The organism is Rhizobium anhuiense bv. trifolii (assembly GCF_024346605.1).
In the GTDB taxonomy this organism is placed as follows: Bacteria; Pseudomonadota; Alphaproteobacteria; order Rhizobiales; family Rhizobiaceae; genus Rhizobium; species Rhizobium anhuiense.
Window position 1 is genome coordinate 4,695,867 of the sequence record NZ_CP098803.1, and the last position, 14,621, is coordinate 4,710,487.

Below are 14,621 nucleotides of genomic sequence, written 5' to 3' on the forward strand. Positions count from 1 at the left end.
GCGCTGATGATGACGGCTGCATCAATACGTGGGAGCCTGCCTTGACCATTGATCGGGATTTTCTGGAAAACTTGAGAAAGCGCTTCGGCAGCGCCGCAGGCGGGGAGATGGAAGATCCGCACTTCCGCGCCGTGGCGGCGAGCGTGTTCAAGGACGGCGACAGCCGCAAATGGCCCTTTGCCGATCCTGCGACCTTTCTGGACGCCCGTTTCATCGAGAACGGCTTGCGGCCCGAGGTGCTTGAGGCGCTTGACGTGGCTCTGATCGGCGTGCCGATGGACCTCGGCGTCACCAATCGCGCCGGCGCGCGGCTGGGGCCGCGGGCCGTCCGGGCGATCGAGCGTGTCGGCCCCTACGAGCATGTTCTGCGTGTCGCGCCGATGGGAGGGTTGAAAGTCGCCGATGTCGGCGACGTGCCGATGCGCAGCCGGTTCGGCCTGGCCGAATGCCATGCCGATATCGAGGCCTGCTACCGGATGATCGCGGCAACCGGGGTTATTCCGCTGTCGGTCGGCGGCGACCATTCGATCTCCGGCGCCATTCTCAAGGGCCTGGCGGCCAGCCGGCCGGTAGGCATGATCCACATCGACGCTCATTGCGACACCGCAGGTCCCTATGAGGGCTCCAAGTTCCATCACGGCGCGCCGTTCCGCGAGGCGGTTCTGGCGGGCGTGCTCGATCCGAAGCGGACGATCCAGATCGGCATCCGCGGCGGCGGCGAATATCTCTGGGAGTTCTCCTTTGCCTCCGGCATGACCGTCATCCACGCAGAAGAGGTGGCGGAGATGGGTCTCAAGGCCGTGATCGCAAAGGCTCTGGAGGTTGTCGGCGCCGGTCCGACCTATCTCAGTTTCGACGTGGACAGCCTTGATCCGGCCTTCGCTCCGGGAACCGGCACGCCAGAAGTGGGCGGGCTTCAGCCGAGGGAGGCCTTGACCCTGCTGCGCGGCTTCAAAGGCATCAACCTCATCGGCGGCGACGTCGTGGAAATCGCGCCGCAATACGACAACACCACCAACACCGCGCAGATCGCCGCGCAGGTCCTGTTCGAACTCCTGTGCCTCGCGATGTTCAGTCCCGCGGCCAGGACAAACGTGACCTGAGAACCAGCTTCACACCGGCAGCGTGCCTCGTGTCCGCTGCCATCCATCACCTGTCGCACAAGACGTCTCAAAAAGGGGAACGACATGACTGCTCTTATGAAATTGCGCTACGCCGCCACCGCAGCAATTGCCGTGTTCGGCATCCTGGCAGGGGCCGCACAGGCCGACGAACTTGCCGATATCAAAGCTGCAGGCGAGATCAACATCGGCATCTTCTCCGATTTCCCGCCCTTCTCTTCGGCAAGCGCCGATATGAGCATCAAAGGCTATGACGTCGACGTCGCCCAGAAGATCGCCGACGGGCTCGGCGTGAAACTCAATCTCGTGAGCGTGACTGGTCAGAACAGGATCGCCTACCTGAACGACGACCGCGTCGATCTGCTGATGAGCGTCGGCTATTCGAAGGAGCGTGCCGAGGTTATCGATTTTGCCGCCCCGTACGCCCCCTACTATATCGCCGTCATCGGTCCGGCTGCGCTGAAGGTGAGCGGCAAGGAAGACCTTGCCGACAAGACCGTCGCCGTCAATCGCGGGACGCTCGAAGACACCTCGCTGACCGCCGCCGCCCCCGGCTCGGCTGCGATCCAGCGTTTCGAGAACTACAATTCGGTCATCCAGGCCTTCATATCCGGCCAGACCCAGTTGATGGTCGTTGGCAACGATGTCGGTGCGCAGGTTCTGGCACGACAGGACGAACTGAAGCCGGAGCAGAAATTCCAGCTCCTCAGCTCTCCCTCGCACATCGCGCTCCGCAAGGGCGAGGAGGGCCTGAAGAAGGCCGTCAATGATAGCGTCGCCGCAATGATTGCCGATGGTTCACTCGACGCAAGCTCGAAGAGCTGGCTGAAAGCACCGCTCAACCCTGAAAACCTGAAGGACTGAGGTCGGCCTCCCCTCACCAGAGCATGATGTCGAAAACCGCAAGCGATTCCGGTGGCATCATGCTCCAATTCTTTGGTTGAGAGGCGGATCGAGATTTCGGGCCGACCCAGCCCAGGTCATCCGGCTCCAAAGGACAAGCGATGAGATACAGCCTGGATTTCAATTGGCTTTGGGACGGAATGGGCGCTCTGGCTTATGGCGCAGGCACGACGCTTGCACTGACGGCCTCCACATCGGTCCTCGGCATCGTTCTCAGCGTTCTCGGCGCGGCGGCGCGCCGGGGACCTTATCCATGGTTGCGCAAGGCCGTCGGCCTGTATGTGGAAGTCATGCGCAATACGCCATTCCTGGTGCAGCTGTTCTTCATCTTCTTCGGCTTGCCCAGCCTCGGCATTCGCCTTGATCCGATCTCTGCCGCAGTTCTTGCCATGACACTCAACATGGCGGCCTACACGATCGAGGTGGTCGGGGCCGGGCTCGATGCCATACCGAGAGGCCAGAAAGAGGCGGCGCAGGCACTCGGCCTCAGGCCTCGGCTGGTGTTCTTCAAGATCATCCTGCCGCAAGCGCTCGCCATCATTTTTCCGGCGCTGACGAGCCAGATCATCATCATGATGCTGGAATCGGCGGTGGTTTCGCAAATATCCGTCCGCGAGCTGGCGCAGGAGGCCGATCTGCTTCAGTCGCGCACCTTCCGCTCCTTCGAGACCTATCTGGTGGCGACGTTGATCTACCTTTTGATGTCCGCCGCTCTTCGCCGGCTCCTTTTCGCCGGGAAACGCCGTTTTCTGGGAGCCGGTCTGGCATGATTGAGTTCACCTTCTGGGACATTCTGCGCAATCTTGTCTTCGCAACACGCTGGACCCTGTTGCTTTCGCTCGCAGCCTTTGCCGGCGGCGCCATCGTTGGCCTGGCGATCCTCTCTGCACGAATATCGAAAACGCGCTGGCCGCGCAGCTTCGCGTCCGGCTACATTGCCCTGTTTCAGGGAACACCGCTCCTCATGCAGCTCTTTTTGATGTTCTTCGGCCTGCCGATGCTCGGTTTCCGCATCGAGTCATGGACTGCCGCCGTCTGCGGCCTGACGTTCTATGCCAGCGCCTATCTGGCCGAAATCTGGCGGAGCGGCGTCGAGGCGGTGCCGCGCGGGCAATGGGACGCCGCAGCCAGCCTGGGTTTGCACCGTCTCCTCGAACTTCGCCTTGTCATCCTGCCGCAGGCTTTCCGGATCACGCGCGCGCCGACCGTCGGGTTCTTGGTTCAGTTGATCAAGAGCACCGCACTGGCCTCGATCCTCGGCTTCGAAGAACTGCTGAAGACCGCAAACGCCATCAACAACGCGACCTTCGAACCGTTCAAGGTCTACGGTCTCGTCGCCGTGATCTTCTTCGCCCTGTGCTATCCGCTGACGCAATACGCCAGAATTCTGGAGAAGAAGGCGGCGTTTGGCTGAGCGGTGCCGCGTTGCCCCGCATTCCGATCGCAACGGAATGTCCAAAGGGCCGATGCCGGTTGAAAAGCTGGTGCGCCGCGCAGCGGCGACGCGGCCTCGTTCAATCACACAGAACTCGCTTTATCCAGCAGTCAGAACTCACTGAGAGATCGCTTCAATGACCGACTCACAAATCCGTATTCTCGATGCCCGGACAACGGGCGAGCTTCTCCCTTTCGACGCGCTGGTTGCGACTTTGCGGCAAGCATTTGCCGAAGGCTGTGTTGTGCCGGTACGGCATCACCACACGATAGCCAATAGCGGCGAGCCGGATGCGACCCTGCTTCTCATGCCGGCCTGGCACGAAACGCACCGGTCGGAGCGCTACCTTGGCATCAAGATCGTTACTGTCTTTCCCGGCAACACGGCGCGCGGCATTCCCGGTTTGACCTCGACCTATATGCTCTATGATGGCCGGACCGGGATGCAGCTTGCGCTCCTTGACGGTAACACGATCACGGCGCGCCGTACGGTGGCGGCATCGGCCCTTGCCGCGGACTATCTCGCTCGAAAGGACGCGCACCGTCTGCTGGTGATCGGCGCAGGCCGCGTCGCGAGCCTCATACCCGATGCCTACCGCCCCGTCCGGCCGATCGCGCATGTCGATATCTGGGATATCGATCCCGCCAGCGCGGAACGGCTGGCGCAGAGCCTCCGGCAACGCGGCCTCCAGGCCACCGCCGTCACGGATCTGGAAGCCGCGACGCGGCAAGCCGATATCGTCAGCGCAGCGACGCTGGCGACCGCACCGCTTATCCGAGGCGAATGGCTGAAGCCGGGCACCCATGTCGATCTGATCGGCGGCTTCACGCCGGCGATGCGCGAGGCCGATGACGAAGCGCTTCGGCGCTCCTCGGTCTATATCGACACGCACGAAGCCCTTCACGAAGCAGGCGATCTGGTTCAGCCGATCAGGGCTGGCGTCATGTCTACAGATGCAGTGCGTGCGACACTTGATGAGCTGTGCCGCCGGGATATTCCGGTGCGGACGTCCAACGACGAGATCACTCTCTACAAGGCAGTCGGAACGGCGTTGGCTGATCTTGCCGCCGCGACGATGGTGTATGAAGCCGCCTTGATCGCCGGCTGACGTCTTTTGGTCCGGGCGATGCCCAGCGAAAAGAAGATGGCTGATCGAGGCATCGAGGACTTTGACTCGAACAAAAGCCTCTGATTGAGGCTCCATCATCGTTTCACCGGGCTTGCTCCTACGGTCCACTCGATCGCTAGAGGTCAGCGACGTGTAGATGCATCCGGGTAAATGCGATTAAGCTTTCGATGTGGTGGGCGACAGCTCGGCGAGTTTCCTCGACGTCGCCCCGGTCGATCGCCTCGATGATAACGAGGTGTTCCGTGGAGTCCGGCTTCAGGCGATCTTTCAGGCGGTCGATTTCGAAGAGACGCGTGGTCGCCCGAAGCTCCCGCAATACCTTGGCCATTACCGCGTTGCCGCAATGATCGATGATCATATTATGGAGATTGTCGTCCGAGAACCAGTGCGCGTCTGTGTGATACGCCGTGGCGTCCAGAAGGTCGTGGATTTCCTGCCGGACGCTCATCAAAAGTCGTCGCGGAATAGCGTTTATCGACAGTACTGCTGCTTCAGGTTCGATCAACAACCTCAGTTTCAAGCTTTGAAGATACTCGCCGACATCCACCTGTCGCACGACGTAGTTTCGGCCGTCGCCCTTGCGAACCAGGCCTTCGCCCTCCAACCTCTGCAGCGCTTCCCGCAGCGGCGTCCTCGAAATCCCAAGTGTCTCGGCAAGCCTTGCCTCAACGATGACATGCCCGCCTTTCAGCCGGCGATGCCGGATCATGTCGGACACGGCCTTGTAGGTCAGCGATGCAAGATTATGCTGCCCTTTCTCCGCAATTTTCCGACCCGAGGCCTCTAAGGCGTCTGTCACCGTTTGCCATTTCCTTGTTCTTTAGGTCGTTGGCCGCTCGACGCGGCATCGTGCTTTCCTTACGCGATCACTTGTTACATATGATAGCCGATTTGGAAAAGGACTGGAACGAGTGCAGATGGACGATGGTCTGAATGAAGTTGGCGACTCCAGCCTTGCTGACGAAACCTACCGTTCCCTGCTGGCCGATATTCTATCAGCCAGGCTCGCGGGGGGATCGGTCGTCCAGCAACGTCGCCTGGCGACCAAACATGCTGTTTCGCGTTCTCCTATGCGTCACGCGCTGGGACGTCTCGAAGGGGAAGGACTTCTTGTCAGAAACGAAAAAGGCGTTCTCTCGGTCAGGGTCATCAGTCTCAAGGACTACCTTGACAGCCTCACCATGAGGATGCTGCTCGAACCAACTGCGGCCGCGCTCGCCAGTCCCCACGTTTCGCGACTTGAACTGGACGCTTTGACAAGGATGCTTGACGAGATCGAGGACGACCCCGAACCTGACCCTGAGGCAGTCTGGGCGTTTGACGATGCGCTTCACAACTATATCGCAAGCGAGAGCCGCAACCCCTTTATGGCAACCACGATCGCGGAGATGCGGCGCTACACAACGATCTTCGAGCGACAGCTGCCTGTCGTACGCGCGAAGCCGGGCGTGCGAGAACATCGAGCGATCCTGCTTGCCTTGGCCTCCAGCGATGCCGAGGCGGCTCGCCAAGCCATGACCGATCATCTCGAAGTCGTACGTCAGGGCGTCCTAGCAAACTACTGAATCGATGAATTGAGAATGCACTTGCATCAACGGTGAACTTTTGTATAAAAGTGGGATCCCACTTGAATGCAAGGTTGGGATCCAACGATAAAGAACCGAACTCCAGAGGCTCTCCATGCTCCGTTCACACTTCTCTCGCAGCATTCTTTCCGCGTCCTTCCTGTCGATCACAGCGTCTTTTGCCTTCGCTCAATCCTGCGAACCAAAAGTGGCGGCAGGCGAGTTGATCAAGCCCGGCACGCTCGTCATGTCGACCAATCCAACGCTTCCGCCGCTCCAATTCATCGACTCCACGGGTGATCTGAAGGGCATGCGCATCGACCTCGGCAAAGAGATCGCCAAGCGCCTTTGCCTTGAGCCCGAATATGTCCGCATCGAATTCTCCGCGATGGTTCCGGGCCTGCAGGCTCGCCGCTGGGACATGATCAATACGGGCATTTTCTTCACCGAAGAACGCGCCAAGATCATGCAGATGATCCCCTATGAAGATCAGGCCATCAGCATCTCCGTGGCACCAGATTCGAAGAAAAACGTCGCCGCAAAAGATGATCTGGCCGGCATGACGATCGGTGTCGAAATTGGTGGTTTCGAGGAAACAAAGACACGCCTTCTCGACAAGGAACTGCGTGACGCTGGCAAAGAAGGCTTGACCATCCAGACGTTCGATAATTTCGCCCTGGCCTACCAGGCTCTGCGGGCGGGCCAGGTGCAGGGTGTCGTGTCGATCGACGCCGTCGCCAAGGAGTACGATTCTCGCGGGGACTTCAAACGGGCAATCAGTGGCCTCTACCCCGCTCCGGTTTCTGTCGCATTCAAAAGCCCGGCTTTGGCTGATGCCGTGTCTGCGACTTTGAAAGACATGAAGGCGGATGGATCTCTGAAGGCGCTCTTTGACAAATACGGTCTGCCGATGGTCGCGGGTGACTATTCGGTCAAAGGCCCCGGTCGCTGAACTGATTTCAAAGATCGTTTAGAGATGAGGCGGGACGCGACCACGTCGCGCCAAACCTCTCGCAGAAAGTCGTCTTCATGTCGCTTTGGAACTGGTCTGGTTTTTTCGGGTATCTGTTCAACCCCTTTATACTTGGCGGGGTGTTCACGACCGTTTGGCTCACCATCGTCTCGTTGGTTGCGGGGCTTATTCTGGGCTTTGCTCTTGCATTGATGCGGCGATCGTCGCGGCGGGTGCCATACTACATTGCCAAGGCGTATATCTGGCTTTTTCGCGGCACGCCGCTTCTCGTACAGTTGATTGCGATCTATACGGCGCTTCCGCTGTTCGGCATCAAGTTCACCGTCATAGAAGCGGCGTTGCTCGGATTGGCTCTCAACGAGGCAGCTTATCTCGCGGAGATCATTCGCGCCGGTATCGAAGCCGTGCCGGAAGGCCAGACCAGGGCAGCGCGCGCGCTCGGCATGACGGAGCGTCAGATCATGCGCTACATCGTGATGCCGCAAGCCTTCAAAGTGATTGTTCCGCCTCTCGGCAATTCGGTGAACGGTCTCTTGAAAACGACTTCTGTCACCTCCGTCATCTCGGTCGAAGAACTCCTTCGCCGGACTCAGGTTCTCATCCAGGAGCGGTTCATGGTGCTCGAACTGTTTGCTGTCGCGGCGATTTATTACCTCCTCCTCACAACACTCTGGGACTTCTTCCAGAGCCACATCGAAAAGCGTCTCGGTCAAGCCGGATCTCGGCTTTCCATTAACGAGAAGCGCTAGAACCAGGATTTTCAAATGCAGAAGACGTTCCGCGGTGTCTACACCGTGATGATTACGCCCTTGGATCCCAGCGGCGCGGTAGATCTGAAGGGGCTGGCTGCCTTTACCGACTGGCAGGTCAAGGAAGGTATCCATGGCCTGATCCCTCTTGGATCGACGGGTGAGTTTCTATCGCTCAGCGAGGATGAGCGCGATAGTGTGGCGAGGATCGTCATAGAAACTGTCGCGGGACGAGTGCCTGTTCTGATCGGCACGGGAGCGGAAGATACGCGGGAGTCCATTCGCCTTAGCGTCAAGGCCGAGGCAATGGGAGCTGACGGTGTCATGATTATTCCGCCGTTCTATTCCACCCCAACGGATGACGAACTCGTTCATCACTACAAGAGCATTGCGTCTGCCGTGGCCATCCCGATTATGGTCTACAACAATCCCGCGACCGCAAACGTCGACCTGACGCCGGAGTTGGTCAAGCGCATCGCCGAAATCGACGGCTGCGACTATATCAAGGAGTCCACCCTCGAAGTGACACGCGTGCGCGATATCATCCGGCTGGCTGGCGACGATATGACTGTGTTTGGCGGTATTCTCGGGTTTGAGTCTTTCGTTATGGGTGCGCAGGGCTGGGTGGCAGTGGCTTCAAATGTTGCGCCAGGACCGATGGCGCGGATCTTCGAACTTGTTGCAAATGAGAAAAAGTTCGATGAGGCAAGAGAGCTTTACCTCAAATGGTTGCCCGTCATTCAGGCGGTCGGCGGCCAGGCCTATGTCGCAGGAACGAAGTCACTGCTGACCCACATGGGATTTGGCGCAGGCCTGCCGCGGCCGCCGCGCCTACCGTTGCCGCCCGCGCAGGACGCCGCCATGAAGACGCTGGTGGCCGATTTCGGTCTGACGTTCGGCGCCTGAGGAATTCCATGATGCCCGTCGCTTCCATAAACCAGAGCTTGAGACCCGACGATGCGCGGGTCAGGCTCTCGGTCGACGGTCTGCAGATATTTGCCGAAAAGGGCATGTCTGTTGCCGCTGCCATCGAGGCGACGGGGCGGCATGAATTTTCCCGAGGCATCAAAGGCGAAGGCCGTGGCCTCTTCTGCGGAATGGGTGTCTGTCACGATTGCCTCGTGACGATCGACGGGAAAGTCAGCCAGCGGGCCTGCATGACCATCGTCGGCGAGGACATGCAGGTCCTGCGTCCTGCTGCGCGGCCCGACCTTGCCACTGGTCAGATTGCCGATCTCTGCAGTGTGCCGCATTCCTTAGCGACAAGGACGATGGACGTTCTCATTGTCGGAGCGGGGCCTGCGGGACTGGCCGCAGCTAAGGTCCTTGCTGCGGCCGGCGCCAAGGTGACTGTCATTGATGAACGGCCGTCTGCCGGCGGGCAGTATTTCAAGCAACCCTCGACACGCAGCGCCGCCGAGCGATTGAGTGGCGACGAGCAGGCTTTATCCGGCGCAGCACTTATAGGGGAAGTGCGCGACCATGGCGTGACATTTCTAACCGCTACAGTGGTGTGGGGTGCCGCACGTGACGACGACGGTTCGCCTATTATCGCCTGCTATGGGTCCGGCCATGCGTTTTACTGCAAGCCGAAAATACTCATCATCGCGACGGGGGCCTACGAACGCCCAACGCCAGTGAGGGGTTGGACACTTCCTGGTGCGATGACAACAGGGGCCGCCCAGACGTTGCTGAGGAGCTATGGAACCGTTCCCGGCCGAAGGATCATCATCGCCGGAAACGGTCCTTTGAATATGCAGGTCGCAAACGAACTTCGAAAGGCGGGAGCCTCCATAGTCGCTTTGCTGGAAGCAGCACCGCCACCGTGGTCTCGGCCTGTCGCAGCCCTCGGCCTTCTGACAACGGATCCCGCTCTCGCCCGTCACGGATTGCGCCAGATATCAACGCTCAGGTCCGCGGGCGTCAAGATAGGCTGGAATAGCGTGCTTGCCTCGATCAACGGTTCTCAGTGTGTGGAGAGCGTCACCTTCGCCGGACCAAGCGGTGAGACCAATCTCGAAGCTGACACGGTCCTTATCGGCGGCAATTTCGCATCCTCCAATGAGCTGTCCCGGCTGCTCGGCTGCGGCCATGAGGTCGTCGGCGGCGATCTGCGGGCAGTGCGAGATCTCGACGGTCAGACAACGCTTGCAAACGTGCATGTTGTCGGTGAAGCGGCGCATTTCGGCGGCGCGCATGTTGCGATGGCAGAAGGGCAGATCGCCGCCGCGGCGATTGCGCGAAAACTGGGCCTCCTTGTCCAAACTGACGAAAGCGTGGTGAAAAGGCTTGCCCGCCATCGACGGTTTCAAGAAGCCCTTTGGCAGGTCTTTGCGCCGAAGGACGATGCAGGGACAAAGACGGCAATTCTGCCAGACGATGCATTGATCTGCCGTTGCGAAGGGGTGACTTACGGTGTCTTGAGGACGCTCAGCGCAAATAGTGCGCAGGACATTTCGACATTAAAGCGCCTGTCGCGTGCGGGCATGGGGCGATGTCAGAGCCGCTACTGCGGCAAAGCGATCGCTGACGTCACGAAAGAACGGCACCTCACTGGCGAAACAGGCGGTTTTCTGGCTCCGCAAATGCCACTTCGACCTATTCCGCTGGCGGCGCTTGCGATCGAAAAGCCGGAATGGGGCGGCCACAAGCGCGCACTTTTGCCGGAAAAACCCCCAGTGGCGAATTCTCAAGCTTTGCCGGTGACGGAAACGTCCACGCTGGTAATCGGCGCAGGCATTGCGGGCCTTTCGACGGCGCTCTTCCTTGCCAGGGAAGGCGAGGACGTTGTGGTGGTGGAGCGCGCTTTTGCGAACTCGCTGGCATCTGGAGGTAATGCAGGAAGCCTTCATGCCCAGTTGCTTTCCTTCGACCACGGTGCCCGTGCCGAAGGTGGCGGCGGAGCGGCCGCTCAAACACTTCCCCTCCAGCGTGATTCAATCGCTCTTTGGGCCGCGCTGCAAAGCGAGCTCGGACAGGATTTCGAGATGAAGGTTACAGGCGGCCTCATGGTGGCCGAAACCAATGACCACATGCGTTTTCTGGCGGAAAAGGTCAGGGTGGAGTGCGCGGCCGGGATCGATTGCCGCTTGATCGGGCAAGAGGAACTGCGCTGCCTGGAGCCTGCTCTGTCTTCTCATTTCGTCGGCGCTGCCTACTGCTCCCAGGAGGGCAAGATCAATCCTCTCGTCGCTACGCAATATATATTGGAGGCGGCACGGCGAGACGGCGCGCAAGTCTTCGAAAATTGCGAGGTCACCGGAATAAGAACCTCGGACGACGGGTTCGAGGTCAAGACATCGAGGGGCATCTTGCGGACAAGACGCATCGTCAATGCAGCCGGAGCCTTCGCTTCAAGGATCGGCGCGATGCTCGGTGTCGACGTGCCGGTCTTTGGTGCTCCGCTGCAGATGGTGGTTACCGAGGCCGCAGCACCTTTGATCTCGTGTCTCGTCGCCCATGCCGACCGCCATTTGACCCTGAAGCAGGCGGCAAACGGGAACTTCATCATCGGCGGTGGCTGGACCGCAGGCCTCGATCCCGTCCATCAACATCCACGCCCGCTGCTGTCGAGCCTTGAGGGGAACCTTTGGGTTGCCCAGCACGTCGTTCCTGCTCTGCGCAAACTTCACGTCATCCGAAGCTGGGCGGCGATGAACATCAACATCGACGGTGCGCCGATCCTCGGCGAACATCCGTCAATGCCGGGGTTCTTCAACGCCGTCACTTCAAACGGCTATACGCTCGGCCCGATCGTCGGCCAGTTAACATCTCGGCTCGTTCTCGGTCGCGAGACCGATAGAGCCTTGCAACCCTTTTCCATCGCGCGTTTCCAGAAAGGCCGGGCATGATTGAGATCACTGGCGTTACCAAATATTATGGACAGTTCGCTGTCCTTAAGAACTGCTCGGTGAACGTCGAACGCGGTGAGGTCGTGGTTGTCTGCGGTCCCTCGGGGTCGGGCAAATCGACATTGATCAAATGCGTCAATGGGCTCGAGCAGTTTCAGGAAGGTTCGATCCGGGTGCATGGTATCGAAGTCGGCGACCCGAAGACCGACCTGCCGAACCTTCGCACGCGGGTAGGTATGGTCTTCCAGAACTTCGAGTTGTTTCCTCATCTGACGATCATCGACAATATCATGCTGGCGCAGAAGATTGTCATTGGCCGCAGCGAAACGGCAGCTCACACCAAGGCCATGGCGCTTCTTGATCGCGTCGGGCTGACGGACCACGCGAAAAAATATCCAAGTCAACTCTCCGGCGGGCAGCAGCAGCGCGTGGCGATCGCGCGGGCGCTCGCGATGGATCCGCTCGCCATGCTCTTCGACGAGCCGACCTCCGCGCTTGATCCAGAGATGATTTCCGAAGTGCTCGACGTCATGACCGGACTGGCAAAGGACGGCATGACGATGATGGTCGTCACCCATGAGATGGGATTTGCCCGCCGGGTGGCGACACGCGTGATTTTCATCGATCAGGGCGAGATCGTCGAGGATCGTCCGAGCGAGGAGTTTTTCGCGGGAAAACACAACCCACGAACCGAAGCCTTCCTTGGCAAAATCCTGCAACACTGAAGGTCAGGCTTGTGAGCAACTACGATCTCATCATTCAGAACGGCACGGTGGCGACTGCTGCGGATGTTTTCCAGGCGGATATCGGCATTAAAGACGGCAAGATTGTCCAGATCGGGCAAAGCCTGTCGGGTGCTGCGCACACGATCGACGCCTCGGGCAAATATGTCCTTCCAGGCGGCATCGACAGCCATGTCCATATCTCCCAGCCTTCGGGCGACGGGATCGAGATGGCGGACGACTTCGAGAGCGGAACGCTGTCGGCGGTGTTCGGCGGCAATACGACCGTCATGCCGTTCTGCCTTCAGGAAAAGGGCAAGTCGCTGCGAGAGGTGCTAACGGCCTATCATGCGCTCGCAGAGGGCCAGTGTTATACCGACGTCAGTTTTCATCTGATCATATCCGACCCGAGCGACGCCGTGCTGGGGCAGGAGCTGCCAGCGCTTGTGGCCGACGGCTATCCGTCGCTGAAGGTTTTCATGACCTATGAGAGCCTGCGCCTTGATGACGCACAGATCCTGAAGACGCTCGATGTCGCGCGACGGACGGGCGCCACCGTCATGGTCCATTGTGAAAACGAGGACGCAATCAGGTTCCTGATCGAAAAACACGAGCTGGCGGGCGACGTTGCCCCACGCGCTCATGCCTCCACCCGTCCGGTCGCCGTCGAACGCGAAGCTACGCACCGCGCCCTGACGCTGGCCGAAATCGTGGACGTTCCCGTTGTCATTGTGCATGTCTCGAACGGCGAGGCCATGGAAGAGATCGCTCGCGCAAGGATGAGAGGCGTCAAAGTCGTCGGGGAAACCTGCCCGCAATATCTGACGCTCACCGCCAAGGACCTCGACGGCATGGATTGGGAGGGCGCCAAACTTGTCTGCTCTCCGCCGCCGCGCGATGAAGATGCTCAGAAGGAATGCTGGCGCGGGATCGAGACCGGGGCATTCGAACTCTTTTCATCCGATCATTGTCCATTCCGTTACGACGACCAGCACGGGAAGCTTAATCCCAAAGGTCGCATGAATTTCAGGCACATCCCCAATGGCATTCCAGGCGTCGAAACCCGCCTTCCCATCCTATTTTCGCAAGGGTTCATGGCCGGGCGCATCGATCTGCAGCGCTTTGTCGCCCTGACATCAACGAACCATGCAAAGACCTATGGCCTCTATCCACAAAAGGGAACGATTGCCGTAGGGGCGGATGCAGACATCGCGATCTGGGATCCAACCATCGAGCGGACCATCCGTCATGCGGAACTGCATGATGGCGCAGACTATTCGCCCTACGAGGGGATCGAGATCACCGGCTGGCCGATAACGACAATTGTCGCCGGAAAGCCTGTCGTCGAAAACGGCGTCCTAGTGGGTACTAAGGGCCACGGGCAATATCGGAAAGCCGCGGCGAGACAAATCAACAAACGGTCAAATCTAACAAGAGCGACATCATGAAACTGAAAATTACAGCAGGGCCATTCATCTTCGACGCTGTCCTGGAAACTGCCAGAGCGCCCAAAACCTGTGACGCATTCATCAAGCAGATGCCGTTCGATGGTAAAATCGTGCACGTTCGCTGGTCTGGCGAGGGCGTTTGGATTCCGCTTGGCGACCATGATTTCGGCGTCGGTTATGAGAACCATACGAGCCATCCGGCCCCCGGTCATATCATCCTTTACCCAGGAGGCATTAGCGAAACGGAAATCCTGCTTGCCTATGGAGGTGTCGATTTTTCATCGAAAATGGGCCAACTGGCTGGCAATCATTTCATCACAATCACATCCAATCTCGACCAACTCGCCGAAATAGGGCGCCTCACGCTGTGGGAAGGCGCGCAATCCATTCGATTTGAGGCCGTATCCTAGAGCATGATGCCGAAAAGTGTGGGCGGTTTTCGGATGACATCATGCTCTAACTATCTAATTTAGAACAGGATTCAGATTTTAGGCCGACGCGGCCTAAAATCATCCTGTTCTAGGCGCAATAGCGCGAGACGACAGGGTTGACGCCGGCGTGCCAGCACCGCCTAACGTAGCGGTTGGCACGTTTCCTGCATTCTAGTCTTCGAGATTTCCAAATGGTGGACGAGGCCCGAAATGTCTTTTGATTTTGACTTCGAACTTGCGAAAAGAGCGGCGCAAGAACTGCCTCCGCCGCAGAAGCAGCCAAAACCGCGTAAG

Annotated in this window: 14 protein-coding genes; 13 read left to right on the forward strand and 1 reads right to left on the reverse strand. The window is 59.1% G+C overall.

Features of this window, described 5'->3' with window-relative positions:
• Positions 1–41 precede the first annotated feature (41 nt).
• From speB to lhpI, 5 genes are all read left to right on the forward strand, one after another.
• Positions 42–1,103 carry an agmatinase gene (speB, locus tag NE851_RS31595; protein WP_063473786.1) on the forward strand — a complete coding sequence of 354 codons (1,062 nt, stop codon included), beginning with the start codon at positions 42–44 and terminating at the stop codon, positions 1,101–1,103.
• An 84-nt stretch (positions 1,104–1,187) separates the two neighbouring features.
• A complete protein-coding gene (locus NE851_RS31600) occupies positions 1,188–1,985 on the forward strand; it encodes a transporter substrate-binding domain-containing protein (RefSeq protein WP_047615601.1) in 798 nt (265 codons plus the stop codon).
• Positions 1,986–2,125: 140 nt separating this feature from the next.
• On the forward strand, positions 2,126–2,794 hold the full coding sequence (locus NE851_RS31605; RefSeq protein WP_047615602.1) for an amino acid ABC transporter permease: 669 nt from the start codon (positions 2,126–2,128) through the stop codon (positions 2,792–2,794).
• A complete protein-coding gene (locus NE851_RS31610; RefSeq protein WP_027682549.1) occupies positions 2,791–3,438 on the forward strand; it encodes an amino acid ABC transporter permease in 648 nt (215 codons plus the stop codon). The genes NE851_RS31605 and NE851_RS31610 overlap by 4 nt, the downstream gene beginning before the upstream one ends.
• 157 nt (positions 3,439–3,595) lie before the next feature.
• Positions 3,596–4,567, forward strand: coding sequence for a bifunctional Delta(1)-pyrroline-2-carboxylate/Delta(1)-piperideine-2-carboxylate reductase (gene lhpI / locus NE851_RS31615; RefSeq protein WP_254959798.1), 972 nt, complete (start codon positions 3,596–3,598; stop codon positions 4,565–4,567).
• Positions 4,568–4,703: 136 nt separating this feature from the next.
• On the opposite strand, the gene NE851_RS31620 is transcribed toward lhpI, so the two are convergent.
• On the reverse strand, positions 4,704–5,387 hold the full coding sequence (locus tag NE851_RS31620; RefSeq protein WP_063473790.1) for a GntR family transcriptional regulator: 684 nt from the start codon (positions 5,385–5,387) through the stop codon (positions 4,704–4,706).
• A gap of 112 nt (positions 5,388–5,499) precedes the next feature.
• Here NE851_RS31620 and NE851_RS31625 point away from each other — a divergent pair, with 112 nt between their 5' ends.
• The 8 genes from NE851_RS31625 (at position 5,500) to NE851_RS31660 (ending at position 14,306) form a co-directional block, all read left to right on the forward strand.
• Complete coding sequence (locus tag NE851_RS31625; RefSeq protein ID WP_174824501.1) at positions 5,500–6,153, forward strand: GntR family transcriptional regulator; 654 nt, start codon at positions 5,500–5,502, stop codon at positions 6,151–6,153.
• Between the two features lie 115 nt (positions 6,154–6,268).
• On the forward strand, positions 6,269–7,105 hold the full coding sequence (locus NE851_RS31630; protein WP_127431288.1) for an ABC transporter substrate-binding protein: 837 nt from the start codon (positions 6,269–6,271) through the stop codon (positions 7,103–7,105).
• Between the two features lie 77 nt (positions 7,106–7,182).
• Positions 7,183–7,875: an amino acid ABC transporter permease gene (locus NE851_RS31635; RefSeq protein ID WP_127431289.1), complete on the forward strand. Its 693-nt coding sequence runs from the start codon at positions 7,183–7,185 to the stop codon at positions 7,873–7,875.
• A gap of 15 nt (positions 7,876–7,890) precedes the next feature.
• Positions 7,891–8,781 carry a 4-hydroxy-tetrahydrodipicolinate synthase gene (gene dapA, locus NE851_RS31640; protein ID WP_063473794.1) on the forward strand — a complete coding sequence of 297 codons (891 nt, stop codon included), beginning with the start codon at positions 7,891–7,893 and terminating at the stop codon, positions 8,779–8,781.
• On the forward strand, positions 8,778–11,726 hold the full coding sequence (locus NE851_RS31645; protein WP_127431335.1) for an FAD-dependent oxidoreductase: 2,949 nt from the start codon (positions 8,778–8,780) through the stop codon (positions 11,724–11,726). Before dapA ends, NE851_RS31645 begins: the two co-directional genes overlap by 4 nt.
• Entirely contained in the window at positions 11,723–12,451 is a 729-nt protein-coding gene (locus NE851_RS31650; protein WP_063473796.1) for an amino acid ABC transporter ATP-binding protein, read from the forward strand. The genes NE851_RS31645 and NE851_RS31650 overlap by 4 nt, the downstream gene beginning before the upstream one ends.
• A gap of 11 nt (positions 12,452–12,462) precedes the next feature.
• Positions 12,463–13,896 carry a dihydropyrimidinase gene (gene hydA / locus NE851_RS31655; RefSeq protein ID WP_254959806.1) on the forward strand — a complete coding sequence of 478 codons (1,434 nt, stop codon included), beginning with the start codon at positions 12,463–12,465 and terminating at the stop codon, positions 13,894–13,896.
• Positions 13,893–14,306: a DUF3830 family protein gene (locus NE851_RS31660; RefSeq protein WP_063473798.1), complete on the forward strand. Its 414-nt coding sequence runs from the start codon at positions 13,893–13,895 to the stop codon at positions 14,304–14,306. The genes hydA and NE851_RS31660 overlap by 4 nt, the downstream gene beginning before the upstream one ends.
• Positions 14,307–14,621: the final 315 nt, after the last annotated feature.

Bases quoted from the DNA above. Each gene is read 5' to 3' on its own strand.
- NE851_RS31600 (WP_047615601.1), top strand. From the start codon at position 1,188: ATGACTGCTCTTATGAAATTGCGCTACGCCGCCACCGCAGCAATTGCC.
- NE851_RS31605 (WP_047615602.1), top strand. From the start codon at position 2,126: ATGAGATACAGCCTGGATTTCAATTGGCTTTGGGACGGAATGGGCGCT.
- NE851_RS31610 (WP_027682549.1), top strand. From the start codon at position 2,791: ATGATTGAGTTCACCTTCTGGGACATTCTGCGCAATCTTGTCTTCGCA.
- lhpI (WP_254959798.1), top strand. From the start codon at position 3,596: ATGACCGACTCACAAATCCGTATTCTCGATGCCCGGACAACGGGCGAG.
- NE851_RS31630 (WP_127431288.1), top strand. From the start codon at position 6,269: ATGCTCCGTTCACACTTCTCTCGCAGCATTCTTTCCGCGTCCTTCCTG.
- NE851_RS31635 (WP_127431289.1), top strand. From the start codon at position 7,183: ATGTCGCTTTGGAACTGGTCTGGTTTTTTCGGGTATCTGTTCAACCCC.
- dapA (WP_063473794.1), top strand. From the start codon at position 7,891: ATGCAGAAGACGTTCCGCGGTGTCTACACCGTGATGATTACGCCCTTG.
- NE851_RS31650 (WP_063473796.1), top strand. From the start codon at position 11,723: ATGATTGAGATCACTGGCGTTACCAAATATTATGGACAGTTCGCTGTC.
- NE851_RS31660 (WP_063473798.1), top strand. From the start codon at position 13,893: ATGAAACTGAAAATTACAGCAGGGCCATTCATCTTCGACGCTGTCCTG.